This window comes from Salegentibacter salegens, from assembly GCF_900142975.1.
Lineage (GTDB): Bacteria > Bacteroidota > Bacteroidia > Flavobacteriales > Flavobacteriaceae > Salegentibacter > Salegentibacter salegens.
On record NZ_LT670848.1, the window covers coordinates 2,230,084 to 2,255,201 of the forward strand.

General features: G+C 37.9%; 21 protein-coding genes and 1 tRNA gene. 12 read left to right on the top strand and 10 right to left on the bottom strand.

The genetic code is table 11. The features are described 5' to 3' along the window. The first annotated feature begins 84 nt into the window (after nucleotides 1-84). The 4 genes from B5488_RS09935 (at nucleotide 85) to B5488_RS09950 (ending at nucleotide 2,756) form a co-directional block, all read left to right on the top strand. A complete protein-coding gene (locus tag B5488_RS09935; RefSeq protein WP_170065266.1) occupies nucleotides 85-663 on the top strand; it encodes a YceI family protein in 579 nt (192 codons plus the stop codon). Next, the gene (locus B5488_RS09940; RefSeq protein ID WP_231919722.1) at nucleotides 650-1,942 is read left to right on the top strand and encodes an acetyl-CoA hydrolase/transferase family protein; all 1,293 of its coding nucleotides are present in this window, start codon (nucleotides 650-652) and stop codon (nucleotides 1,940-1,942) included. Before B5488_RS09935 ends, B5488_RS09940 begins: the two co-directional genes overlap by 14 nt. Before the next feature lie 130 nt (nucleotides 1,943-2,072). After that, complete coding sequence (locus B5488_RS09945; protein ID WP_079735122.1) at nucleotides 2,073-2,354, top strand: hypothetical protein; 282 nt, start codon at nucleotides 2,073-2,075, stop codon at nucleotides 2,352-2,354. 9 nt (nucleotides 2,355-2,363) lie between these two features. Further along, complete coding sequence (locus tag B5488_RS09950) at nucleotides 2,364-2,756, top strand: group III truncated hemoglobin (protein WP_079735123.1); 393 nt, start codon at nucleotides 2,364-2,366, stop codon at nucleotides 2,754-2,756. A 156-nt stretch (nucleotides 2,757-2,912) separates the two neighbouring features. Here B5488_RS09950 and B5488_RS09955 read toward each other — a convergent pair whose 3' ends face one another. From B5488_RS09955 to B5488_RS09970, 4 genes are all read right to left on the bottom strand, one after another. Beyond that, nucleotides 2,913-3,479: a carbonic anhydrase gene (locus tag B5488_RS09955; RefSeq protein ID WP_079735124.1), complete on the bottom strand. Its 567-nt coding sequence runs from the start codon at nucleotides 3,477-3,479 to the stop codon at nucleotides 2,913-2,915. A 292-nt stretch (nucleotides 3,480-3,771) separates the two neighbouring features. Then, nucleotides 3,772-4,518 carry a universal stress protein gene (locus B5488_RS09960; RefSeq protein ID WP_079735125.1) on the bottom strand — a complete coding sequence of 249 codons (747 nt, stop codon included), beginning with the start codon at nucleotides 4,516-4,518 and terminating at the stop codon, nucleotides 3,772-3,774. 84 nt (nucleotides 4,519-4,602) lie between these two features. Beyond that, a complete protein-coding gene (locus B5488_RS09965) occupies nucleotides 4,603-5,631 on the bottom strand; it encodes a response regulator (protein ID WP_079735126.1) in 1,029 nt (342 codons plus the stop codon). A gap of 40 nt (nucleotides 5,632-5,671) precedes the next feature. Further along, nucleotides 5,672-6,904: a PAS domain-containing sensor histidine kinase gene (locus tag B5488_RS09970; protein WP_079735127.1), complete on the bottom strand. Its 1,233-nt coding sequence runs from the start codon at nucleotides 6,902-6,904 to the stop codon at nucleotides 5,672-5,674. Between the two features lie 301 nt (nucleotides 6,905-7,205). Here B5488_RS09970 and B5488_RS09975 point away from each other — a divergent pair, with 301 nt between their 5' ends. After that, nucleotides 7,206-7,964 carry a DUF481 domain-containing protein gene (locus B5488_RS09975; RefSeq protein ID WP_079735128.1) on the top strand — a complete coding sequence of 253 codons (759 nt, stop codon included), beginning with the start codon at nucleotides 7,206-7,208 and terminating at the stop codon, nucleotides 7,962-7,964. 52 nt (nucleotides 7,965-8,016) lie between these two features. Here the strand turns inward: B5488_RS09975 and B5488_RS09980 are convergent. Next, nucleotides 8,017-8,089, bottom strand: a tRNA-Gln gene (locus B5488_RS09980). A 236-nt stretch (nucleotides 8,090-8,325) separates the two neighbouring features. Between B5488_RS09980 and B5488_RS09985 the strand changes: the two genes are divergently transcribed. Further along, nucleotides 8,326-11,628 carry a DUF2723 domain-containing protein gene (locus B5488_RS09985; RefSeq protein ID WP_079735129.1) on the top strand — a complete coding sequence of 1,101 codons (3,303 nt, stop codon included), beginning with the start codon at nucleotides 8,326-8,328 and terminating at the stop codon, nucleotides 11,626-11,628. Between the two features lie 76 nt (nucleotides 11,629-11,704). Further along, entirely contained in the window at nucleotides 11,705-12,502 is a 798-nt protein-coding gene (locus B5488_RS09990) for a polysaccharide deacetylase family protein (RefSeq protein ID WP_231919723.1), read from the top strand. Here the strand turns inward: B5488_RS09990 and B5488_RS09995 are convergent. Together B5488_RS09995 and B5488_RS10000 are read right to left on the bottom strand one after the other, a co-directional pair. Continuing rightward, on the bottom strand, nucleotides 12,499-12,795 hold the full coding sequence (locus B5488_RS09995) for a thioredoxin family protein (protein WP_079735130.1): 297 nt from the start codon (nucleotides 12,793-12,795) through the stop codon (nucleotides 12,499-12,501). The two genes, B5488_RS09990 and B5488_RS09995, sit on opposite strands and share 4 nt — an antisense overlap. A gap of 105 nt (nucleotides 12,796-12,900) precedes the next feature. Next, the gene (locus B5488_RS10000) at nucleotides 12,901-14,127 is read right to left on the bottom strand and encodes a metallophosphoesterase (protein WP_079735131.1); all 1,227 of its coding nucleotides are present in this window, start codon (nucleotides 14,125-14,127) and stop codon (nucleotides 12,901-12,903) included. 205 nt (nucleotides 14,128-14,332) lie between these two features. Here B5488_RS10000 and B5488_RS10005 point away from each other — a divergent pair, with 205 nt between their 5' ends. Further along, nucleotides 14,333-15,304 (top strand): N(4)-(beta-N-acetylglucosaminyl)-L-asparaginase, encoded by a 972-nt coding sequence (locus B5488_RS10005; RefSeq protein ID WP_079735132.1) that lies wholly within the window; start codon nucleotides 14,333-14,335, stop codon nucleotides 15,302-15,304. Nucleotides 15,305-15,457: 153 nt separating this feature from the next. Here B5488_RS10005 and cphA read toward each other — a convergent pair whose 3' ends face one another. Then, nucleotides 15,458-18,085 (bottom strand): cyanophycin synthetase, encoded by a 2,628-nt coding sequence (cphA, locus tag B5488_RS10010; RefSeq protein WP_079736578.1) that lies wholly within the window; start codon nucleotides 18,083-18,085, stop codon nucleotides 15,458-15,460. Nucleotides 18,086-18,200: 115 nt separating this feature from the next. Here cphA and B5488_RS10015 point away from each other — a divergent pair, with 115 nt between their 5' ends. Further along, on the top strand, nucleotides 18,201-19,058 hold the full coding sequence (locus B5488_RS10015; protein ID WP_079735133.1) for a cyanophycinase: 858 nt from the start codon (nucleotides 18,201-18,203) through the stop codon (nucleotides 19,056-19,058). 205 nt (nucleotides 19,059-19,263) lie between these two features. Here the strand turns inward: B5488_RS10015 and B5488_RS10020 are convergent, their stop codons facing one another. Next, nucleotides 19,264-20,193 (bottom strand): isoaspartyl peptidase/L-asparaginase family protein, encoded by a 930-nt coding sequence (locus B5488_RS10020; protein WP_079735134.1) that lies wholly within the window; start codon nucleotides 20,191-20,193, stop codon nucleotides 19,264-19,266. A 143-nt stretch (nucleotides 20,194-20,336) separates the two neighbouring features. Between B5488_RS10020 and polA the strand changes: the two genes are divergently transcribed. Further along, nucleotides 20,337-23,168 (top strand): DNA polymerase I, encoded by a 2,832-nt coding sequence (polA, locus tag B5488_RS10025; protein ID WP_079735135.1) that lies wholly within the window; start codon nucleotides 20,337-20,339, stop codon nucleotides 23,166-23,168. 162 nt (nucleotides 23,169-23,330) lie between these two features. On the opposite strand, the gene B5488_RS10030 is transcribed toward polA, so the two are convergent. Continuing rightward, on the bottom strand, nucleotides 23,331-23,924 hold the full coding sequence (locus B5488_RS10030) for a hypothetical protein (RefSeq protein ID WP_079735136.1): 594 nt from the start codon (nucleotides 23,922-23,924) through the stop codon (nucleotides 23,331-23,333). A 343-nt stretch (nucleotides 23,925-24,267) separates the two neighbouring features. Here B5488_RS10030 and rplM point away from each other — a divergent pair, with 343 nt between their 5' ends. Then, complete coding sequence (rplM, locus tag B5488_RS10035; protein WP_079735137.1) at nucleotides 24,268-24,723, top strand: 50S ribosomal protein L13; 456 nt, start codon at nucleotides 24,268-24,270, stop codon at nucleotides 24,721-24,723. Then, nucleotides 24,723-25,109, top strand: coding sequence for a 30S ribosomal protein S9 (gene rpsI, locus B5488_RS10040; RefSeq protein ID WP_075325081.1), 387 nt, complete (start codon nucleotides 24,723-24,725; stop codon nucleotides 25,107-25,109). Before rplM ends, rpsI begins: the two co-directional genes overlap by 1 nt. Nucleotides 25,110-25,118 lie beyond the last annotated feature (9 nt).

Here is a 25,118-nt window from a genome sequence, read left to right on the forward strand (position 1 = left end):
GGGCTTTTTATTTCCTGTTGCCAACCATTTCTTAACCAGAATTCAATTACTTATCTTTATAGAAATGCCCTAAATCAAACCAGGATGAAAACTTATTTTCCTTTACTTTTTATATTATTTTTTACTATTACGGGAGTAGCACAGACTGGTATAGAAACCAAAAAAATTGATATCCTCCCAGATAGCCACCTAAGTATTAAAGGCACCACCAATATCAACGATTTTGAATGTGACTTTAATACCCTTAGGTTTAAAAATGAAACTTTTAAAGTGCATTATACAGAGAATGGTGAAATTCTTCATTTTAAGAATAGTGTTTTACCCCTGGAAAATGTGAATTTTGATTGTGGAAACCGAAAAATAAATAAAGACTTTCACGAGCTTTTAAAATCTAAAGAACATCCAGAAATCCTGCTGAAACTAAAGAAAATAGATATGCGCGGGGAAGGAAATTCTATAGTAACCATAGGCTTTACAATTGCAGGAGTTAATAAGGATTATAAATTTCCGGTAGAGATTACCAGGGAGCAGCAACTTTGTTTTAATGGAAAACTGAAACTTAACATCAAAGATTTTAACCTGGAAGCACCGAGTAAGATCTTTGGTTTAATTGTGCTGGATGAAGAGATAGAAATTAATTTCAACCTTAATGTTAAAACCTAACATGCTGAAACATTTAAAAATATTATCGGCGCAAAATGCGGTTGCCACAGTAAAATCTGGTGACCGCATTTTTATTCAGGGTGCCGCAATGACGCCGGTGACCCTAATTGATGCGTTATGCGACCGTTATAATGAATTGACCGATGTTGAAATTATACAAATTCATACCGAGGGAAAAGCAAAATACACCGAAGAACCTTACGCCGGTTCTTTTAGCATAAACACTTGTTTTGTTGCCGGCAATGTTAGACATGCAGTTAACTCACATAAAGGAACCTATATTCCCATATTTCTAAGTGAAATTCATAACCTTTTCCGAAGGGATATTTTGCCATTAGATGTTGCTTTTATCCAGGTTTCCCCTCCCGATAAACACGGCTATTGTTCCCTTGGAGTTTCAGTAGATATTACTTTACCTGCTATTCAAAAGGCCAAAAAAGTAATCGCGCAAATAAACCCAAATGTACCAAGAACCCACGGGGACGGCATTATCCACAGCAGCCAAATTGATGCTGCTATAGAAGTTAATCAACCTATTTTTTCCACAAGCATTACCGCTCCTACCGAAATTGAAAGGCAAATAGGCAAACATGTAGCCGAACTAATTGAAGATGGCGCTACCCTACAAATGGGAATTGGTGGAATCCCCAATGTGGTTTTAAATAATCTCCAAAACCATAAAAACCTGGGAATACATACCGAAATGTTTTCTGACGGAATTTTGCCATTGGTTAAATCGGGAGTAATAACCGGTGCAAATAAGGAAATAAAAACCGGGAAACTGGTGACGTGTTTTGCCATAGGTTCGCCTGATTTATATGATTTTATTGATGATAATCCCATTGTGCACTTTAAAGAAGCAGCCTATACAAATGATACAGCCATAATTAGACAAAATCCCAAAGTTACCGCAATAAATTCTGCTATAGAAATAGATCTTACCGGCCAGGTTTGTGCTGATACTATTGGGAAATATCAATTCTCTGGAGTTGGCGGGCAAATGGATTTTATAAGAGGCGCAGCACTTTCTGAAGGTGGCAAACCCATTATCGCTATGCCATCTATCACCAAAAAAGGAATTTCCAAGATTGTGCCCTTTCTAAAAGAAGGTGCCGGCGTAACCACAACCAGGGCTCACGTGCATTACATTGCTACAGAATATGGGGTAGTAAATCTCTACGGAAAAAACCTAAAACAAAGAGCAAAGGAACTTATCTCTATAGCCCATCCCAACCATAGGGAGCAATTGGAGAAAGATTCTCACAATCAATTTCGGTAAAATTTTTTATAATGATTTTAAGCCTGGAGAAACTTAATTTTCTCCAGGCTTTTTTATTGAATTATGATTGTACTCATAAGACGCCAGCCTCTTCAGCCTTAATTTTACATCTCATTAAAAATTAAAAACTATGAAACTTTACAAAAATTTACTGGCCGATTTTGAAGAAATGAGTATGGGGTATTCTGCCATTGGTATTATCGCCTCTAGTTGTTTAGGATCTGTGGCTGCAATGCTAATTTTAATGAATGGGCATACATTTGTAGATATGCTTCAGCTTTTTATAGTGGTTGTGGTTTGTATGGGCTTCAATACCGTAATTTTAGCGCAGTTTAAATCAAAAATTGTATTTAACTCACTTTTGCTAAGCCTTGCCATATCCTCTATCTTTATTCTTATAAATATTTTCTAAAACCACTTTATGAAAAATGATATTAAAACCCGGGAAGATGTTTTTCTACTGGTTACCGGATTTTATAAAAAAGTAAGGCAAAATCCTGAAATTGGTCATTTTTTCAATGAGGTAATAGAAGACTGGGATGCACATTTTGAGAAGTTAACCGATTTCTGGGAAAGCAACCTCTTTTTTAAAGCAACCTACAAAGGCAATCCCCAAAAAGTTCACGTAAAAGTAGACCAGGAAAACAACCAGGCGATTTCCAATTATCATTTTGGGATTTGGCTAAACTTATGGTTTGAAACTATAGACGAATTATATGAAGGTGAACTCGCCAACCGGGCAAAAAATAACGCCAGGAAGATGTCTTCACATTTATATTTAAAGATGTTTCAGGAGAGAGAAAAGAATAAATAAATAAGCTGTCTAAAAAGGCCTAATTTCGTCAAGCTGAACTGGTTTCAGATTCTAAGATGTTTCGATTCCAAACAACTTAGATTCTGAATAGAAATCAGAATGACGGTTTAAAAAACTTTTTAGACAGCCTATTTAAAATTTCACTTCTCGGATATATTATAGAAAATCTACTTTCCCGGAGTCTAAATTATAATAAGCCGGTACGATTTTCACTTTTCCGCTATCTGCAGCATCTTTAATGATGGTAGAACGCGTTTTAAGCTCTTCAGCCGTCAGCTGTGCATTTTTCTTCACTACATCATTCACCGGTGCATCTTTGGCTGAAGCAGCGATTGCCGGAGCAATGTGAGAAACAAGGTGGTTTAAGTTGTAACCATTGTCTCCCCCACTCATTGCCGCAGTTACAGCTCCACAACTTTCGTGACCCATTACTACAATAATTTCGGTTCCAAGATTAGCAACTGCATATTCCATACTCGCAATAGAAGAACTATTGGCTATATTTCCGGCTACACGCACGGTAAATAATTCACCCAGGCCGGTATCAAAAGCAAGTTCTGGTACTACACGGCTATCGGCACAGCTTAAAACAATTGCATAAGGCTCCTGGCCTTTGGTTAATTCTTCCCGGCGAGATTTATCCTGTAACTTTCCTTCTTTTTTATCCGCAGTAAAACGGCCGTTACCATCTTTAAGTCTATTTAATACTTCGTCTTTAGTCATAATTTCTTTTTTAAGAATTTTATTATTTTATTGTAAACAAAAGAGACAGGCTGAAAAAATAAAAACATCATTCTGCCCCGAAACGTCGGGATATTTCAGAATCTAAGTTGTTATTGTTCTAAACATGTTAGAAGCTGAAACAAGTTCAGCTTGACGGCAATAAAATCTTTCAGACACCCCATTTTGCTTGAACTATAAACATAAGGTTTTCTACTATAATTAGCAAAGCAGCAAGCCGCTAAAGGGCTAACTTTAATAGCCTAACAGAAAACTTTAACCTAATTTTAGAAATTTAACCGTGAAGTATAAGAACCGGAAGATTTTGTTTCCGGGTTTCGGTAGCTGAAAGCCTGTTTAAAAGCTTTTCTGTAATATGAAGTTGGCGCGCAAAAAACACAATAACATTGGCCTTTATATTTGCCTCTGGCCAAAATTTCCCGAAGAAATCTGACTCTTCTTTCAGCGTTTTTCTTACAAGTTTATAATTAGGGAGTTTAAAATCTTCTATTTGTGTTCCAGCCTTATTATAATTAAATTCCCACACATCTAAGGTCACATCTTTTGATACCGATAACTTTTGCAATAACTGTAAAGCCTCAGTATGGACCGGAAAACGTAAATCTAATGGAAGATATAAGTTTTCCCATTGCTTAAAATCACAATTAGGCACAACCAATACCGGACATTTTACTTTCTTTACCACATTACAGGTATTACCGCCTAAGCCTTGAAAATTAGAAGTGTTCTTTCCTGATGCCCCCATTACAATTAGGTCTATCCGCTTTTCGGTTACCGCTTTTCGGGTTGCGTTTATAAGATTATCGGAAAAAGGAAGGGTAGAAAATGAATGTCCATTTGCTGCCGGCTCTTTTTTAAGCCTGGCAACAAAATCTAAAAGCGCCTCATCTATCTGCGAAGCTTCGCCGGTAGAAGAAGCATGAAGCACATAAAATTTTGATGAGCCTGAATTTGAATTCAAGGCATAGCGTGCAGCATTATAAGCCTGGGGAGAAAAATCTGTAAGTATTAAAATATTCATAGGCTTGACCTTTCAGCACTAATTTTGGCCAAAAATAGCGTGAAAGATCAATCCTAAATATGATTCCGGTCAGTTCTGTAAAAATTAACTAATTGCCTCTAGTTTTTCTGCATCTAAAAGCTTCACATTTCTGCCTTCAATTTCAATAAGTCCTTCTTTTTTAAAATCGGAAAGAGTTCTTATTAGCGTTTCTGAAGCTATACCAGCGACTCCTGCCAAGTCTGCCCGAGAAATTCTAATACTGTGTAATGGGTTTTTCTTAATTTTATGAGCAAAAAGTAAAATAGTTCGGGCTGTTTTTCTTCTTACTGAAGCATAGGCAATTTCCATAAGTTGCTCTTTTACACCCATAAGATGATCGCCCATTTCCTGCAGCAATTCCATACTAATATTGCTGTTACTCTTAAGAATTTCCCTTAATTCATCTTTAGAAACCACGTAAAGCACACTGTCTTCTAAAGCGGTAGCATATTCACCATAAGCTGAATTCTTATTGAAGCTAAGATTTCCGAAGAAATCACCTTCTTTGTATAGTTCGGTAATCATTTCTTTACCGCGACTATCATATTTGTGCGCCTTAACAACCCCGCGTTCTACCATATAAAAATGCAGGGAAGATTTGCCTTCTTCATAAATATTCTCACCCGCCTTAAAACTAATTTGATCCCGGTTTCTCATCATTTCACGAAAAGCCGATAGGTTTTGAACAGCCTCCCCGTTATTATTTTCCTGGGCCTGTAAAATCTCTACTTTTGCCAGCCTGCTTTCTATGGCGCTTAAAAGGTCTTCTTCTTCAAAAGGTTTGGTTAAATAATCGTCGGCGCCAAGATCCATCCCTCTTCTTACATCTTTATGCTCGGTTTTGGCCGAAAGGAAAATAAAAGGAATCCCTTTGGTTTGTGAATCTTCTGAAAGGCGGGTAAGCACATCATAGCCATCCAACTCTGGCATCATGATATCGCACACAATAATATCGGGAATTTCTTCTTTTGCTTTATCTACACCTTTCCTTCCATCGGGTGCGGTTACTACTTCATAATTTGAGAGTTCCAGCAATTCTGCAGTATTCTCCCTAACGGTTACATCGTCTTCAATTAAAAGTATTTTCTTCATCTTAAACTATTTTCAAAGTACGCTCAAGTAACATAAGCGGTTATCTATTTTGGTTAGGTAATGTTACGGTAAATTTAGTGCCTTTATTTTCTACACTTTCAAATTTAATTCTGCCTCCCATATTTTCAAGATGAACTTTAACTATATTAAGTCCTATGCCTGTCCCCTGGTTCAGCAAAGCATTCTCGGCCCTAAAATAACGTTCAAAAATATGTTTTTGATCTTTCTGCGGAATTCCCATTCCTTCATCTTCAACTTCAAAGATAATTTTTTCTTTAGTAGGAAATATTCGGAAATAGATCGTGGAATCTTCCGGCGAGTATTTAATAGAATTTCCTATTAAGTTTGAAAGAATAAGTTCCAGGATTTTTTCATCCTGGTACAGGGTTACATCTTCCATCTCACTATCATATTCTATCTCCTGCCCATATTTTAAAGTAACATTGGCATTATAAATAACTTCGTTTACCAGTTTATTTAGGCTAAAAGCTGTGTATTTGTAATTCACGTTTCCAGATTCCAGGCGTTCTAACGAGAGAAAATCATTCAAAATATTATTTAAATAATGTACCTTATTTTTTATTGTAGTAAGGTGTTTTGTCCTTTTTTCCTGTTGCTCCGCTTGTGTGTATTTTTCGGCTAAAGTAGCCGAAGTCAGGATTCCGCTTAGGGGAGTTTTAAATTCGTGACTCACCAGGGAAAGAAATTTTGTTTTTAACTCATTGAGTTCTTTTTCCTGTTTTAGTGCGAGTTTAATACGTTTTTCGGCTTCCTTTCGCTTTGTGATTTCCTTTTCAAGGTCATCTACCGTATGTCTTAGTTCCCGGGTTCGTATTTTAATTTTGTCTTCCAGCTCTACATTAAGTTCCCTAATGCGTTGCTGATTTATTTTTCTAACCGTAATATCTACAACTAAAGACATCACAAAACACTCCCCATCTACCTTAAACGGATTTAACCCCGCTTCTACCGGAAATTGGGTTCCGTCTTTTTTTACCCCAAACAAATCCCTACCATGGCCCATTTGCCTTTTCTCACTATCTTTCATAAACTTGTCAAAATGCTCATGGTGATTAGCTTTATAGCGTACAGGGATTAAAATGTTGAGATGTTCACCTAAAAGTTCTTCCTTTTCATAACCAAACATAATTAAGGCAGCTTTATTGGCCGTAACTATTACTTGTTGGCTGTCTACCACGATAACTCCTTCTGAAGCCGCTTCGAATAAAGTATTGAATATTTGCTCGTTCTCTTTAAAAAATTCTAAAGCCACAATTTATAGGTTAGGTATTTATGGAAACTAAATTACAAAGTGTTTAATGAATTACTATGTAAAGAGAGTTTTAATTTCAGAATAATAAAAAGAACAAAATTGGTTTTTGTAGAAGACTTTCAATACTTTCTATATGATTGTCCGTAAACAATCCTAAGTTTGTTTTTGTCACCTTGAGCGCAGTCGAAAGGTTTAACAAAAACGTCTCGACTGCGCTCGACGTGACATATAAAGCTAAACTTTATAATTAGGACACTATACGGATATACAACTTCTATCTTTGCTTTTTAAAAAAAATTAAATGATCTGGAGATTCTTTTTGCTATTTCTGCTTATTCCCTTCCTGGGGCAGGCTCAACTGGTGAATATTGAAACCAAACGTTTGCAAACCGATTCTACCAGATTTGTATTAAACGCCGATTTTGCCTTTAATCACTCCAACAACGATGGCGTTTCGGTAAACCAAATAAACGGAACGCTAACCACGCAGCTAAAATCTAAAGATTTTAAAAAAACTTATCTCTTGTTGGGAAACTACCGGTTAATAGATGCTGATGAAGGAAATTTGCAAAACTCCTGGTTTCTGCATACAAGATTTAATTATAAATTCAACCAATTATTACGATTCGAAGCTTTTTTGCAGGGACAATACAACCAATTACTCGTGGTAGAGCAAAGAAATCTTGTAGGCGCAGGTTTAAGAATAAAATGGATAAACCGCGAAAACTTTTCGGGTTACCTTGGCAATAGCTATTTGTATGAAGTAGAATATAGCGACAGGGCCGGGACTACAGAATACAACCATAGAAATAGTACGTATCTTTCACTTTCTTACCTTTCAAAATCAAAGAATTTTTCTATCACAAACACGGTTTATTACCAGCCGCTTTACAAAGACCTGGAAGATTACAGGATATTGGAGCAATTTCGTTTAGATATTCCACTGTCAGAATGGTTTAAGGTTTTTACGATCTATGATTATTATTTTGACAGTAAAACACCTTTAAATACTAGGGAATACACCTCGCAACTACAAATTGGAATTGGGTTTAGTTTTTAGACTTTTCCAAACACAAAAAAACCGAACTCTTTTTAGAATTCGGTTAATTTTGTTGGCCTACTAGGGCTCGAACCTAGACTCTTCTGTACCAAAAACAGACGTGTTGCCAGTTACACCATAGGCCATTGCTGTAATTCGGATGCAAATTTAAAACAAAGTTTCTATTACACAAACTTTTTCTGCAAAAAAATAATCCTATTTTTTGAGAAGGATATTCCGGGATTATGTTCCATAAAAACAACAGGCTTAAAACAGCTTAATTTTCAGTCTTTTCAGAAAATATTTCGTTTTAAAGTCCGTTACTAAAGCATTCACAATTTTATTATTAAATTCGCCACATAAGACTCAACTTTACTCAATAATGACAGATTTTAGCTTCAGGAAGTGGAATAAAATATTAGGATGGCTAGTATTTGTAATTGCGCTCACCACTTACACCCTCACTTTAGAACCCACCGCAAGTTTTTGGGATGCCGGGGAATACATTGCAACCTCAGCAAATCTTGAAGTAGGCCACCCACCGGGAGCACCTTTCTATCAAATGCTGGGTGCCTTCTTTTCTACTTTTGCGCCAGGCGATTCTGATGTTGCCCTTGCGATAAACTTCATGTCTGGAGCAGCCAGCGCTTTTGCTGTTTTATTTATGTTCTGGTCTATTAGCTTATTGGTTTTAAAAGTTGCCGGCCCTGTAGAGAAACTTAAACCCGCCAATAAAATGGCTGTGTTAGGTAGTGCCCTGGTAGGGTCTTTAGCCTTTACTTTTACCGATAGTTTTTGGTTTAGTGCCGTAGAGGCCGAGGTTTATGCAATGGCCGCCTGCCTAATGGCTCTTATGTTCTATTTAGGTTTGCTGTGGGAACGTGATATGTTTAAACCCCGCGGAAATCGTTGGCTTATTTTAATTTCCCTGGTTGTAGGTTTATCTTTTGGAGTTCACTTTTTGGGACTGCTTACCATTCCTGCCATCGGATTTTTATATTTCTTTAAAAATTATAAAAAGGTTACGGTAAAGAATTTTGTGATCGCCAATATTGTGGTAGTAGCCGTATTGATGTTTATTTTTAAGTTGCTTCTACCCTACACCCTTACGTTCTTTGCTGCTTCAGAATTATTCTTTACCAATTCGCTGGGGCTTCCTTTTAATACCGGAACGATAATCGCCCTGTTAGTGATAGTAGCGGCTTTTTACTTCGGAATTAATTATACCCGAAAGAAAAATTATTTTCAGCTAAACACTTTATTCCTTTGTATACTCTTTATCCTCATTGGTTTTTCAAGCTGGGTAATGCTTCCAATTAGATCCAACGCACCTACTGTTATTAATGAAAACAGTCCCGATAATGCACGAGAATTATTAGCCTATTACAACCGTGAACAATACGGGGAAACCCATTTGTTTTATGGCCCGCAGTTTTCTGAAATGTACGCTGGTTTAGATGAAGACAATCCTTATACCGATGCTAAACCCAAGTATGAAAAAGATGAAGAAGCCGGGGAATACATTATTGTAAACCATTATAAAAATGCTAAACAAAACCTGGACGATTCACACAAAGCAATTCTTCCCAGGATGTGGAGTTCGCAGCACGCAGCCAATTATATGGATTTTACCGGTCCCTTAGATTTTACTATAAAACCGGAATACCAGGGTGAAGAAAGGCTGGTAAGCGCGGTAAATGAATTTCAAAACCGTTTTGCGCAGGGAGAACTGGATAATAACGATTATCATAATTTCTTAAGGCAATTTGGCGATTATTTAAATATTGAAAAACCTTCCTTCGCTTCAAATATCGGGTACTTATTAGAATACCAGATTGGCTATATGTACTGGCGCTATTTTATGTGGAATTTTGTTGGGAGGCAGGATGATATCCAGGGAAAATACACCGATATGCACGGTAACTGGATTAGCGGCATAGATTTTATAGACGAGATGCATGTTGGCCCGCAAGAAAATCTTCCCAGTGATATGAAAAACAACAAAGCCCGAAATACCTATTATTTTCTTCCACTAATCTTAGGATTAATAGGTCTTGTTTTTCAATTTAAACGAGATAAAAATAATTTTTGGGTCTTGCTGGTGTTTTTCCTTTTTACGGGAATTGCGCTAAAAATATATTTAAATGAAAGACCTTTTGAACCGCGGGAACGTGACTATGCCCTAGTTGGATCGTTTTACGTTTTTGCAATCTGGATTGGCTTCGGGGCTTACGCCCTTTTTGACTGGGCCAAAAAATTCCTGAAACCAAAACTTGCAGCGCCAATAGTAATTGCCGCCTCAATTTTAGCGGTTCCTGTACTTTTAGCTTCAGAAAACTGGAACGATCACGATCGTAGCGGGAGAGATACTACCCTTACTATGGCCAAAATGTACCTGGATTCTGTAGATGAAAACGGTATTATTTTTACCATTGGAGATAATGATACTTTTGCGCTCTGGTATGTGCAGCAAATTGAACGCTACCGCACTGATGTGAGAGTGGTAAACACAAGCCTCTTTGCTACCGATTGGTATATAGACCAGATGAAGCGCAAGGCATTTGAAAGCGATCCTATCCCTTCCCAGTTTGAAAATGAAGATTACAACGGGGTTAACGATGTGGTTTTTGCTAAAGAAGTGACTAAGGATACCATTCCTATTAAAACCTGGTTGAATTATATTCAAAACGATGACGCCAGAACCAAAGCCGAATTACAAAGTGGCCAAACAATAAATACTTTCCCTAGCAAAAACATTCGTGTGCCGGTAGATAAAGAAACTGTTTTAAAGAACGGCATCGTAGAAGAACGTTTTGCCGATCAAATTGTAGATGAAATTGTAATTAATATAGAGTCGCAGGCCATTTACAAGAATACTTTACTCATGCTGGATATTATTGCCAATAATAATTGGGAAAGACCAATTTATTTTTCTGGCGGAAGCTTTAACGACGAAGATTATCTTTGGATGAAAGAATATCTTCAGCTTGAAGGAGTTGCGTATAAACTTGTTCCTATTAAAACGCCAATAGATAAAAGAAACCCTTACGATATGGGACGCATCAATACCGATAAGATGTATGATATTGTAATGAACTGGGATTGGGGTAATATGGGATCAGACGATATTTATCACGATACTGAAACACGAAGAAATTCCATTACCTACAGGAGCAATCTTGCCAGGTTGGTAGAAAACCTGTTAAACGAACAGGACACAACACGAGCCAAAAAAGTGCTGGATCTTGCAATGGAGCATATGCCGGTAGAACATTTTAAATATTACGCCTTATTAGAGCCTTATGTAAGCGGTTATTATGAAGTTGGCGAACCCGAAAAGGCAAGAGAAATTTGGGAGAAAATTGCTAAAAATTACCAGGAAAACCTTAAATATTACAGCAGCTGGGATATAGATAGGCAGTATCGCAATTTCAATGAAATTGTATCAGATATTGAGCGTTACCGTGCGCTGGTAGATTTATTGGTGGTTCACCAGGATGAAGAAATCCTCGAAGAAAAAGCCGATGAATTTAATAAACACCTCGAAATGTTCCGCCATTTTTATGGAGAGGAAGAAGAAATAGATCCGCAAGACCCACAGGAAAGTGCTATTCAGGAAGGCTTGAACCCCGAATTGAACCAGGGTAATAATTCCCTCCGAATAGATTCTGCGGTAGAAGATTAATTGAAATTTAAAGTAAACCTGCAAGGTATAGAAACCTTGTAGGCTTACTTCTTATTAAAATACCGCGCGGCAAGAATTGGGATTTCAGGTCGCAATGGGAATCAACTTTTCTTTGAACCACTTTTCTAATATGAATCCGTTTTTTATAAAATATCCTTCCATTTTAAGGAAACTGTATCCTAACCGAATTACACGGCTTAAGGATAAAAAAAGTATTTATCTCACTTTTGATGATGGTCCAATTCCAGAAATCACTCCCTGGGTTTTAGAGCAATTAAAGCAGTATAATGCAAAAGCGACTTTCTTTTGCATAGGGGACAACATAAAGAAAAACCCTGAAGTATTTCAACAATTAATACAAGAAGAACATAGCATTGGGAACCATACTTTTAATCATTTAAACGGCTGGAAAACCAAAACCGAGGCATATGTGAAAAATGTACATAAGACGGAGGAAATATTTTTAGAACATAGAAAGAAGAGAAAAAAAAGAGAAGAGGGAAGAAATTATAAAAATCAGCCACAAGAATCAAAAGGAGAAACGCAGGAAAACGCGAAACTCGCAACCCGAAACTCGCAACCCGAAACTTCAACGCAAAAACTCTTCCGCCCGCCCTATGGGAAAATCAAGAATTCCCAGGCTACAGAACTTGTAAAGCTGAATTATAAAATTGTGATGTGGGATGTTTTAAGTGGAGATTTTGAAAACCGAATTTCTAAAGAAAAATGTTTTAAAAATGTAATCCAGAATGCTTCTGAAGGAAGCACGGTGGTTTTTCATGATAGCCAAAAAGCCTTTAAAAATTTGCAATATACACTACCTAAAGTTTTGGAATATTATGCTGAAAAAGGGTTCAGCTTTAAATCAATTTAAACGTATTCTTTAAGAATACCTACCAGCGTTGCAGCATCTTGTTCCCCGGTTTGCCGCCATTTCATCTCCCCCGATTTATAGATCATTAACGTTGGTAGCGCTTTAACCCGAAGAGCTTCGGCAAGTTGAGCATTTTTATCTACATCAATTTTTATCACTTTTGCCTTATTGCCCATAGAAGCGGCAACTTCCCGTAAAACCGGGCTCATAGCCTTAGAATCTTCATTCCATTCGGTATAAAAATCTAACAATACCGGAATATTAAGATCTATTAATTCTCCAAATTTTGACATGTAGTTTTTCTTTTAATTAGACTCACTAAGTGAGATTTAAGATGGGAAAAGCACTTCATATTTTTTCCGGATAAATCACTAATCAAATATAGCAAATTCTCCAGATTATGCAGGTTTTGAGCCTTTTTTGAGTTCAATTACACTTATTTCGGGCCAAATTCCCACACGACCGGGAAAAGCCAAATACCCAAATCCGCGGTTTACGTTAATATAACGCCCAAATTCCTCATATATTCCTGCCCAGTTTTGGTAACGATATTGTACAGGGCTCCATTTAAACCAGCCGGGAATTTCAATCCCAAACTGCATTCCGTGGGTATGCCCGCTAAGTGTTAAATGATAATTTTTTTTGTCGTTTTTAATTTTCTCCTGCCAGTAAGAAGGATCGTGACTCAATAAAACTTTAAAATCTTTTTCGCTTAAGCCCGCTCCTGCTTTATCGAGATCGCCTTCTTTTTTAAATCCGCCGGCACCCCAGTTTTCAACGCCCACCAAAGCAATTTTCTCACCATTTCGCTCAATAAATTTGTGTTCATTAAGCAAAAGCTGCCAGCCCATTTTGGCGTGGGTTTCTTTTAAAGTATCCAGGTTTTGTTTTTTCTCTTCAGAAGAATTCCAATTTTTATAATCGCCGTAATCGTGATTTCCGAGGATGGAATAAACCCCGTCTTTCGCCTTAATTTGTCCGAACATTTCTTTCCAAGGCTCCATTTCTGAAGCTTCATTATTCACGAGATCACCCGTAAAAACCACCATATCGCTTTCCTGTTCGTTGAGTAGATCTACGCCGTATTTAATCTTGTTTTCATTGTCAAAACTGCCACTGTGAACATCGCTAATCTGGCTTAATCGGTAACCATCAAAAGCATCTGGTAAATCTTCAAAATAAAGAGTATAACGTAAAACTTTAAAATTATACTTTCCCTGGTACATTCCATATAAAACCGACGCCAAAGGAATTGCCGCGAGTCCCATAGCCAACTGACTCAAAAATTTTCTACGTGATGGCAGGGAGAAATTTCCTTTAGAAGAAGATAATTTTTCATATCCCCCTACACCCATTCTAAAAATATCTTCCCCAAACATAATTAAGGTAAGAATAAGTTTAAATAGCAATACCGAAAGTAGAAAACCAAAGGCATATCCTCTTGCCCCGGTGAGTACACTTCCTTCTACCGGTGCAAGCCACTGATATAGGAAATTTCCCAAAACCGCAGCCGTGATAACAAAATATAAAATTATTACCCAGTTATTTCGGGTTAATGTTTTTAAAGCCTGATAGGCATAAATCTCAATAAAGAGGAAAAAAACTATGAATATAATCCAGCGCATGAGCAATCTTAAATTTTTGCGAATATACTTTTAATCATTACTTTATAAATTTCGTTTAGGTTTAATTTAACGCCTGTGATAGACACAAAAACCCGGGAATTATACTCCTAAATAGTGCCAGAAACGTTGTTCAGCTATAAAATTTGACTATACCGGCAATAAGAAGTATTTTTCAGAGCTTTTTTCAATTGAAATCAAATTGTATATGAAACGAAGAAATTTTATAAAAGCTGCCGGAATTGCGGGAGCAGGCGCCGGGCTGTTGCCGGGAAGCCTAAATTTAAACGCCGCAACATTTAGAAAAGAGAAAAAACCTACACCTATTTGTATTGCCACCTGGAATTTTCACGAAGCCAGTAAAACTGCAGGGGAACTTCTATATAAAGGAACTTCAGCTTTAGATGCCGTAGAACAAGGTGTTAGAATTGAAGAAGCCAATCTTAAAAATACTACGGTTGGAAATGGCGGCGCACCAGACCGTGATGGCAATGTAACTTTAGACGCGTGTATTATGGCACCTTCGGGAGACTGCGGCAGTGTAGTCTATTTAAAAGAAATTGAACACCCGGTTTCAGTCGCTAGAAAAGTTATGGAAGAAACTCCGCACGTAATGCTGGCAGGAGAAGGCGCTTTACAATTTGCTATTCAACAAGGATTTCAACAAAAAAATCTATTTACTAAAGAATCGGAAAAAGCCTGGAAAGAATGGCTTAAAGATAAAGAATACAAACCCATTATTAATATTGAAAACCATGATACCATAGGGATGCTTTGCCTTGACGACAAGGGTGATATTGCCGGGGCCTGTACTACTTCTGGCCTGGCCTATAAAATGAACGGCCGTATAGGGGATTCTCCAATAATTGGCGCAGGCTTGTACCTGGACAACGAAATTGGTGGTGCAGTTGCCACGGGAATGGGAGAAGTAATTATGAAAAGTGTGGGAAGTTTTCTTATTGTTGAATTAATGCGGCAGGGGAAAAGTCCACAGGAAGCTTGTGAAATCGCCGTGCAAAGAATTATTAAACAAAACCCCAATTACAAAGATTTTCAGGCGGCATTTATAGCGTTAAGCAAAAACGGAGAGATAGGTTCTTATTGCATTCACGAAGGCTTTTCGTATGTTAAATTCCAGGATAGAAAAAACACAAATACACCCAGTAAATCTTATCTATAAATAGAACAAAGAATTTCCTATTGATAACTATTTAGATGAAAAATTGACCGTTAAAAAAAGCCGATTTTCAACTAACAAAATATCAAAGTGTTTAAAAACAGCATTTCAGATTAGGCTACAAAGTAATGTTCTTTCGAAAAGCAAATACAAGGATTAAAGACCATATAATTTACTGGCCTCTTTTTCTTTTAACTTCATCACAAGATCAAGCGTTTCTAAAACCATATCGCTGCACATTACTATTAGGCTGCCTTCTTTTGCCTGATTAATGGCATGGGTGATGGCTTCTTTTTCCGAAGATATGACACTTATTTTCTTTTTGGGATTATTCTCCTGAATCCCGTCTTTCAGTATTTTTATAATCTCATCAGCCTGTTTGCCCCTTAAATTCTTATCCTGCCTAATTATAATTTCATCAAACATTTCAGCAGCAATACTTCCAATCTCCCGGGTATCCTGGTCGCGCCTGTCTCCCACCCCGGCAATTATCCCTACTTTAGTTTTGGCTTCCATTTTCGCTACCATATCTTTTAAAGCTCTCAAACCTGCAGGGTTATGGGCATAATCTATTAAAACCTGGAAGTCTTCAAATTCAAATAAATTGAGCCTTCCCGGAGTTTGCCCGGGAGAGGGTATAAAAGTTTCTAAAGAGACTTTAATGTCTTCAATACTAAAACCTCTTACATAAGCAGTAAGTACCGCCGGCAAAACATTCTGGATCATAAAAGCAGCTTTGCCACCGTAAGTTAATGGCACATTTACCGCTTTTATAATCCTTAATTTCCAATCGCCCTTGCAAATAGTGATATAGCCATTTTCATAAATAGCAGACAACCCACCTTTTGCAGCCATCGCTTTTATATGGATGTTATTTTCATCCATAGAAAACAGGGCCACATTGCTTTCTACACTTTTACTCATATTAAATACCAGCTCATCGTCAGCATTCAATATGGCATATCCTTCTTTCACTACCGTTTCCGGAAGCACTCCCTTAACTCGAGCTAACTGTTCAATACTGTGTATTCCTTTTAGCCCAAGATGATCTCCTGTAACGTTGGTTACAATCCCCACGTCACATTTATGAAATCCGAGTCCGGCTCTTAAAAGTCCGCCACGAGCACATTCCAGTACAGCATAATCTACCGTAGGATCCCGCAATACAAACTCTGCACTGGATGGCCCCGTGCAATCGCCCTTCATCAACATTCGGTTTTGAATATACACGCCATCACTGGTGGTGTATCCCACACGGTGACCTTTCATCTTAAGCATATGGGCAATAAGCCTGGTGGTAGTGGTTTTGCCGTTGGTACCGGTTACTGCTATTATAGGAATTCTGGCACTTGTTCCCGGAGGAAAAAGCATATCCACTACGTTTGCCGCCACATTTCTTGGAATTCCATTTGAAGGTGCAAGGTGCATTCTAAAACCAGGGCCCGCATTTACTTCTATTACCGCACCATTGGTTTCTTCCAGAGGTTTGCTAATATCGGTAGTCATCAGGTCGATTCCGCAAATATCCAGGTCTATTATTTTTGAAATTCTTTCAGCCATAAAAATATTGGCGGGATGCACCATATCGGTAACATCTTCTGAAGTTCCACCAGTACTTAAATTAGCGGTATCTTTTAAAATAACCTGTTCTCCTTTTTTCACTACCGTTTCCAGGGTATACCCATAAGATTGGATAATACTTTTGGTAAGATCGTTTACCGTAATCATGGTAAGCACTTTCTCGTGCCCATAACCTCTCCTGGGATCGCTATTCACTTCATCTATTAATTCCTGAATACTGGATTTCCCATCACCAATTACATGGGCTGGAGTACGTTTTGCCGCCGCTACCAGTTTGTGGTTTATTACTAACAACCTATAATCATCACCAATAATAAAACTCTCTACGATTACTGAACTTGAAACTTTTTTAGCCGCTTTAAAACCTATTACAGCAGCTTCTATTGTATTAATATCAACGCTAATTCCACGACCGTGATTGCCATCTATAGGTTTGGTAACCACCGGAAAGCCTATCTCTTTTATCGCTTTTTTAAGTTCTCTTTCGGTACGTATAATCCTTCCTTTAGGAACCAACACCTCGGCCTGTTCCAATAGATATTTAGTATCCTCTTTATCACAAGCCAATTCTACGCCTATACTACTGGTTTGGCTAGTTACGGTAGCGTGAATTTTTTTCTGATTTGCACCATAACCCAACTGGCATAAAGAATATTGGTTTAATCTAATCCACGGAATACCACGGCTGGCCGCTTCCTCTACTATAGAACCTGTACTTGGCCCAAGTCTTTCAGATTCTCTAAGTTCTCGCATTTCCTGCAAATCGGCTTCCAGGTTGTAGTCAGTTCCTGCTATAAGAGCTTCGCAAATTCGTACCGCACTTTCAGCAGCAAATCTTCCCGCATTTTCTTCTAAATAATTAAAAACCACATTGTAAACGCCATCTTCGCCATAACCCCGTGTTCTTCCAAACCCCACATCCATTCCTGCAAGGGTTTGAATTTCTAAGGCAATATGTTCAATAACGTGCCCCATCCAGGTACCATCATCTACCCGCATAAAAAACCCTCCTGGGCATCCTTCAGAACATCTATGCTCATACATACTGGGAAACATTGCCTTGATTCGTTCATTAAAACCAGGCACCTTATTGGTAGGCTTCTGTTCCATATCTTCAAGATCCAGGACCATTACTATTAATTTATGTCGCCTAACCGACCAGTAATTAGGACCTCGCATGGCATTTATCTCCCGTATCTTCATAAAATTCCTTCTGTTATTATCTTTTTGGCGCCCTGTTCTTAGCCGCATTTAAATGTACGTAATATTTGAAGCCGGACATATATAAGTTACTTTTACGGCTAATTATAAACTGAATATGATTAAAGGAACTTTAATACCCATTGGCGGAAATGAAGATAAAGGCTTCCATAGAGCAGACCGATTTAGACTGGATTACATAAGCCAGGGAATTCTCTCTCGTGTAGTTTACGAAAGTGGCGGAAATAGCTCACGAATACTCATAATCACTACAGCTTCTGGCATACCTGAAGAAGTAGGACAAAGCTATCTGGATGCTTTTGAAAGGTTGGGCTGTAATAATGTATCCCACCTTTATATAGGCTCAAAAGAAGAAGCAAATTCTGAAGAAAATTTAAACTTGCTGAAAGAAGCAGATTGTGTGATGTTTTCTGGCGGAAATCAATATAAAATCACCAGAAATATTAAAGGAACCCTTTTTCACGATTTACTTACAAAACGTTACCACGAAGAAAACTTTGTACTGGCAGGAACCAGTGCTGGCGCTATGTGTATGTCTAAAGAAATGATAACCGGCGGTAGCAGTAAAGAATCTTTTATTAAAGGCGCGATTAAATTGCGGGAGGGACTTAACCTTATTCCTCAACTTATTATAGACACTCACTTTATACAACGCGGACGCTTTGGAAGATTATCTGAAGCTGTAGCCAGATTCCCCGAACTTATTGGTTTTGGACTGGCGGAAGACACCGGCATTGTTATTAAAAATGGAAACGAATGCGACATTATTGGTTCGGGAATGGTGATTGTTTTTGATCCCGGAAAACTGAAACACAATAACTTCGCAAGGCTTAAAGAAGGAACCCCCTTAACTATGACGAACCTTATTACCCACGTACTTTCAGATGGAGATAGTTATTATCTAAAAGAACGGGAAATTAGGGTGATGGCTTCTTCTAAGAGTTTTATTGAATAATTTTTTTTAGTTAAAAAAATTGCCGCGAATACACGAATATTTTTAATTGGTGTATTCGTGGCCTTTTTCATTTAAGAAAATACAAATGGATTTTAAATTTTTTGCATTTTATTGTTCTTACCTAAATGGGTTTAAAAATCTTGCAGGAAAAATGCAGTCATTTTCTCGATAATTGAGATTGAAGAAGGCTTGCCCCCGAAGTTGTTTACTTATAAATTGCTATGTTTTTATTCCCTTGTGTGTCTATACTGGCACGGTACATTCCTTCAGTATTAAAAGGCATGGCAATATTTCCTTCAGCATCTATGGCAATTAAACCCCCATCGCCACCGATGGATAAAAGTCGGTTTTGTACTACTTCTTCTGTAGCTTCTTTTAGGCTTAAACCTTTAAATTCCATAAGGCAGGAAACATCGTAGGCTACCACAGCGCGAATAAAGAATTCGCCGCTACCGGTACAGGAAACAGCACAGGTTTTATTGTTGGCGTAAGTTCCTGCACCAATCATCGAGCTATCACCAATTCTGCCAAATTTTTTGTTGGTCATTCCCCCGGTAGAAGTTGCTGCGGCAAGATTGCCTTCAAAATCGCAGGCCACGGCACCCACCGTTCCGAATTTGGAATCTTTTTTTACACTGTGGTCTAATTGAAAATTCCCAGAATTCTTAATTTCCTGCCATTGCTGAAACCTAAATTCATCATAAAAATAATCTTCAGGCTCCAATTTATAGCCTAATAATTCAGCATAATCCATGGCACCGGTTCCAGCAAGGAAGACGTGTTCACTTTTTTCCATAATATCTTTGGCCAGCAACACCGGATTTTTAATTCCGCTAATTAAAGAAACCGCCCCAGCTTCAAGATTGCCACCATTCATTATCGCCGCGTCCATTTCGTGCGTACCAGCGTTTGTAAAAACACTGCCTTTTCCAGCATTAAAAAGAGGAGAATCTTCCAGCAATTTTAAAGCTTCAACAACTGCATCTACCGAATTTCCGTTATGTTCAAGAATATTGTATCCAGCGGTGATCGCTGCTTCCAATGTTTTTTTATAGGAAACCTCTTTTTCCGCAGTCATCATTCCTTTTAATAAAGTACCTGCGCCGCCGTGAATTGCCAATGCTATTTTTTTCACCTTCTTCTGTGTTAACTCTGAAATTTTTATTTTACTGAAAAATCAAAAACATTTTTACAGTCCTTTTTTACTTCCGAAAATTACAACTTGCATTTTAAATGTAGCTATAAGTTTTGTAGTTTTATAGACTTTAAAAAACATAGATGGCAGCTCAAAAACGCTTATTTTTACTGGACGCTTACGCACTTATATTTCGTGGTTATTATGCTTTTATTAAAAATCCCAGGATAAACTCCAAAGGTTTTGACACCTCGGCAATAATGGGTTTCACCAACTCACTTTTTGATGTAATTAGGCGCGAAAAACCAGATCATCTTGCCGTTTGTTTTGATAAGGAAGGTAGCAAGGTAAGAACAGAAATGTTTACCGAATATAAAGCCAATCGAGATGCCACTCCAGAGCCCATAAAAGAGGCAATTCCTATTATCCAGGATATTTTAAATGCCATGCACATCCCAGTGGTGGTGTTACCCGGCTGTGAAGCCGATGATATTATTGGAACGCTCGCACAACAAGCTGAAAAAGAAAACTACCAGGTTTTTATGGTGACTCCAGATAAAGATTTTGCTCAATTGGTAACCGAAAATATCTTTATGTACCGTCCGGCAAGAATGGGTAACGGTATTGAAATTTGGGGTATTCCCGAAGTTCAAAAGAAATTTGGAGTGGAACGTCCCGCGCAGGTAATCGATTTTCTTGGAATGATGGGCGACGCCGTAGATAATATTCCCGGACTTCCGGGAGTAGGCGAGAAAACTGCTAAAAAATTCCTAAAGCAATTTGGAAGTATGGAAGAGCTGCTGGCAAATACTGACCAGTTAAAAGGAAAGATGAAAGAAAAAGTAGAAAGTCACGCGGAGCAGGGTATTCTTTCTAAAAAACTTGCCGCCATTCTTACCGATTGTGATGTGAAATTTCACGCTGAAGATTATGAACTTTCCCAACCTGATGCCGATAAAGTTCAGGAGATATTTGATGAGCTTGAATTTAGAAGACTTAAAGATCAATTTATAAAGCTATTTAGCGGTGAGGAAGAAAAACAGCAAACCCAGGTCACCAATTCTCCAACTGCCAAAAAAGCTTCTCAAACAGCCGGGGAAGGTCAATTCTCACTGTTTTCCGGAGATGATTCAGAAAAAATTGAAGCCAGTTCTGGCGGAAGAAAATCCTTAAAAGATACCGCTCACGTTTACCAGTCCCTGAATACAAAAATGGCGAGGCAAATGTTTCTTCAGAATTTAATGAAGCAAAGCAGTGTTTGCGTGGATACCGAAACCACCAGCTTAAATGCTTTGGAAGCTGAGTTGGTTGGGATCGCTTTCTCCTGGGAAACCGGCAAAGGTTTTTACCTTCCTTTCCCCGAAGAACGTGAAAAAGTACAGGAACTTATTGAAGAATTAAGGCCCTTTTTTGAGGATGAAAAGATTGAAAAAATCGGGCAAAACCTTAAATATGACATCAAGGTTTTAGCAAAATATAATATCGAAATTAAAGGAAAGCTTTTCGATACCATGATCGCGCATTACCTGATTAATCCAGATATGCGCCATAATATGGATATACTTGCCGAGACTTATTTAAATTATAGTCCGCAGCCTATTTCAGAATTAATAGGAAAAAAAGGAAAGAATCAAAAGTCGATGCGGGATGTTCCGGTTGAAGAGCAAACCGAATACGGTGTAGAAGATGCCGATGTTACCCTTCAGCTTAAAAAATTCTTTGAGCAGGAATTAAAGGAAGCAGAAACCCGAAAGCTTTTTGATGAAATTGAAATTCCGTTGGTTAGAGTGCTTGCCGCAATGGAACTGGAAGGCATAAAATTAGACGAAAATTTCCTGAAATCCCTTTCTGATGCACTGGATAGTGACATTAAAGATTTGGAGCAAAGCATTTATAAGGAAGCGGGAGAAGAATTTAAAATCAGCTCTCCAAAACAATTAGGACTTATCCTTTTTGAAAAAATGGAATTGGTTAAAAAGCCAAAAAAGACCAAAACGGGACAATATTCTACCAGTGAAGATGTACTTTCTTATCTGGTAAAAGAACACAAGATCGTAGAAGACGTATTAATGTATCGCGCTTTGGTAAAATTGCAAAATACTTATGTAGATTCTCTACCAAATCAGGTACAAAAAGCAACCGGAAGAATTCATACCGATTACGTGCAAACTATTGCAGCTACGGGAAGATTGAGTTCCAACAATCCTAACCTTCAAAATATTCCGATAAGAACTGAGCGTGGTCGCCAGGTGAGAAAAGCTTTTGTTCCGCGGGACGAAAATCATATTTTACTTGCTGCCGATTATTCTCAAATTGAATTACGAATTATCGCGGCGCTTAGTCAGGAAGATAATATGATGAAAGCCTTCAAGAATGGCAAGGATATTCACGCTTCTACCGCAGCCCAGGTTTTTAATGTGAATATAGATGAAGTAACCCGTGAGCAAAGGAGCAACGCTAAAACGGTGAATTTCGGAATTATTTATGGCGTTTCGGCCTTTGGATTGAGTAATCAGACCAATTTATCTCGAGCGGAAGCAAAAGAACTTATTGACACCTATTATAAAACCTACCCTAAACTAACCGGCTACATTGCCGATCAGGTAGCCTTTGCCAGGGAGAACGGTTATGTGCAAACTATTTTAGGCAGAAGGCGATATTTGAAAGACATCAATTCACAAAATGCAGTGGTGCGTGGCGCCGCAGAAAGAAATGCGGTAAACGCACCTATACAGGGAAGCGCAGCAGATATTATTAAGTTAGCGATGATTAATATTTACAGGAAATTATCTGAAGGAAAGTTTAAGACCAAAATGTTACTTCAGGTACACGATGAATTGGTTTTTGATGCCCATAAAGATGAAGTTGAAGAAGTGAAGAAAATGATCCAGTACGAAATGGAAAACGCTTACAAACTGGAAGTTCCTTTAGATGTAGAATTAGGAGAAGGCAATAACTGGCTGGAAGCGCATTAGAATAAAAATTTAAAAACTTTTTACTACGTCATCCTGAACTTGTTTCAGAGCTTGCTCCGAAAGTTCTTCGGAGATATAATCATCTAAACAATTAGCAAAACAAAAAACCTCGCAACCAAAGCTGCGAGGTTTTTCTATCTAACACTAAAAAGTTTGGGTAGGTTAATTCACCCTGGTGTATTCTAAAGATAAAACGGTAACCTCTTCGGCATCTGTTCCATCGGGGCTGCCATTTAAATACTCTTCAGATTCTAACCTGTTTACTTTAAAAGCAAAAGTATCTGGGGTTCTTTCCAACACACGTTTATGAGTATAGGTTTCGCCATTAATCGTCATGGTTATAATTAACCTTTCCTCATCATTTTGGTTTTCAACATCCCAGAGCCCGGCATCTGTTCTTCCCGACAGGCATTCAAAATCATTATTATTTGTTCCGGCTTTAAAATCTAGTTTAGAGTTGGTAGTAGTCATATCGCCACCGGCGTAAAAAACAACGCCCATATCTACGAAACAGTCGGTTTCCAACAAAATATTAGAATTAAACACACCATCGCTGTTAAGATCTACAACGGTATCAGTTTCCATTGCCGAAAGTATCCATTCTCCCTCCAGATCTTCTGGAGTAATAGTAGCCATCGCATTAGTTGCGGTAATTTCAGTTTCGGCAACAGCATCTTCGTTAGGCTCACAGGATACTAAAACAAGCATCAATACGAATACGGCACAAAGGTTTTTAAAAATAAGTAGGTTTTTCATAGCAAAATCAATTTGAGGGGGCAAATATAAGATGCATTAGAGGATTTTTATGACTTTATTAACATAAAAATTACCGTTTAACGTTCATTCTGTGTATTTTACCGATCCATCTTGGATTAATTATGTAAGAATAAAGCCTCAATAGCCTTGGATAGCATCAAAAATGTTATGGGAAAAAGCTTAATCCTAAAATTCTGATGTACAGCTATTTTCCTCACAACAAATTAATTAATTTCGGATTTGCTATATGAATTTATAATTGTACATTTGCACCCCGATTTCCCGACATGATTTATGTTGGGGATGGGAATGGAATGTTTAATAATAAGTAAATTTAATTAGTGTGGACACATTAAGCTACAAAACAGTATCAGCCAACAAGGCTACCGTGACCAAAGAATGGGTACACGTAGATGCTGAAGGACAGACGTTGGGCCGCCTATCATCTAAAGTAGCCAAGCTACTAAGAGGTAAGCACAAACCTAACTTCACCCCGCACGTTGATTGTGGTGATAACGTAATTGTTACCAACGCAGAAAAGATCAACTTAACCGGTAAGAAATGGGATTCGAAAGAATACATTCGTCATACTGGCTACCCGGGTGGACAAAAAAGTCTAACAGCCGCTGAATTATTCGAAAAAGGTCCTGAGCGACTTATCGAAAAATCAGTAAAAGGAATGCTACCAAAAAACAAACTTGGAGCAGACCTATTTAGAAATTTAAAGGTTTACGCAGGAACAGATCACGATCATACTGCACAAAAACCTAAAACTATTAACTTAAACGATCTTAAGTAATGGAGGTTATTCACAAAATTGGCCGTAGAAAAACGGCGGTTGCGCGTGTTTACGTTTCTGAAGGAAGCGGAAAATTTAGCGTTAACAAAAAAGACCTTAAAGACTACTTTACCACAGGTCCTTTACTTTACAAAGTAAACCAGGCCCTTAACCTTACCGGTAATGACGATAACTTCGACATTATTGCTAATGTTTACGGTGGTGGAATTACAGGACAGGCAGAAGCTATTCGTCTTGCACTTGCAAGAGCAATGGTAGAACTGGATGCAGAGAACAGAGCGGTGTTAAAGCCAGAAGGTTTAATGACCAGAGACCCAAGAATGGTAGAGCGTAAGAAGTTTGGACAGAAGAAAGCTCGTAAGAAATTTCAATTCTCTAAACGTTAATTTTTATTG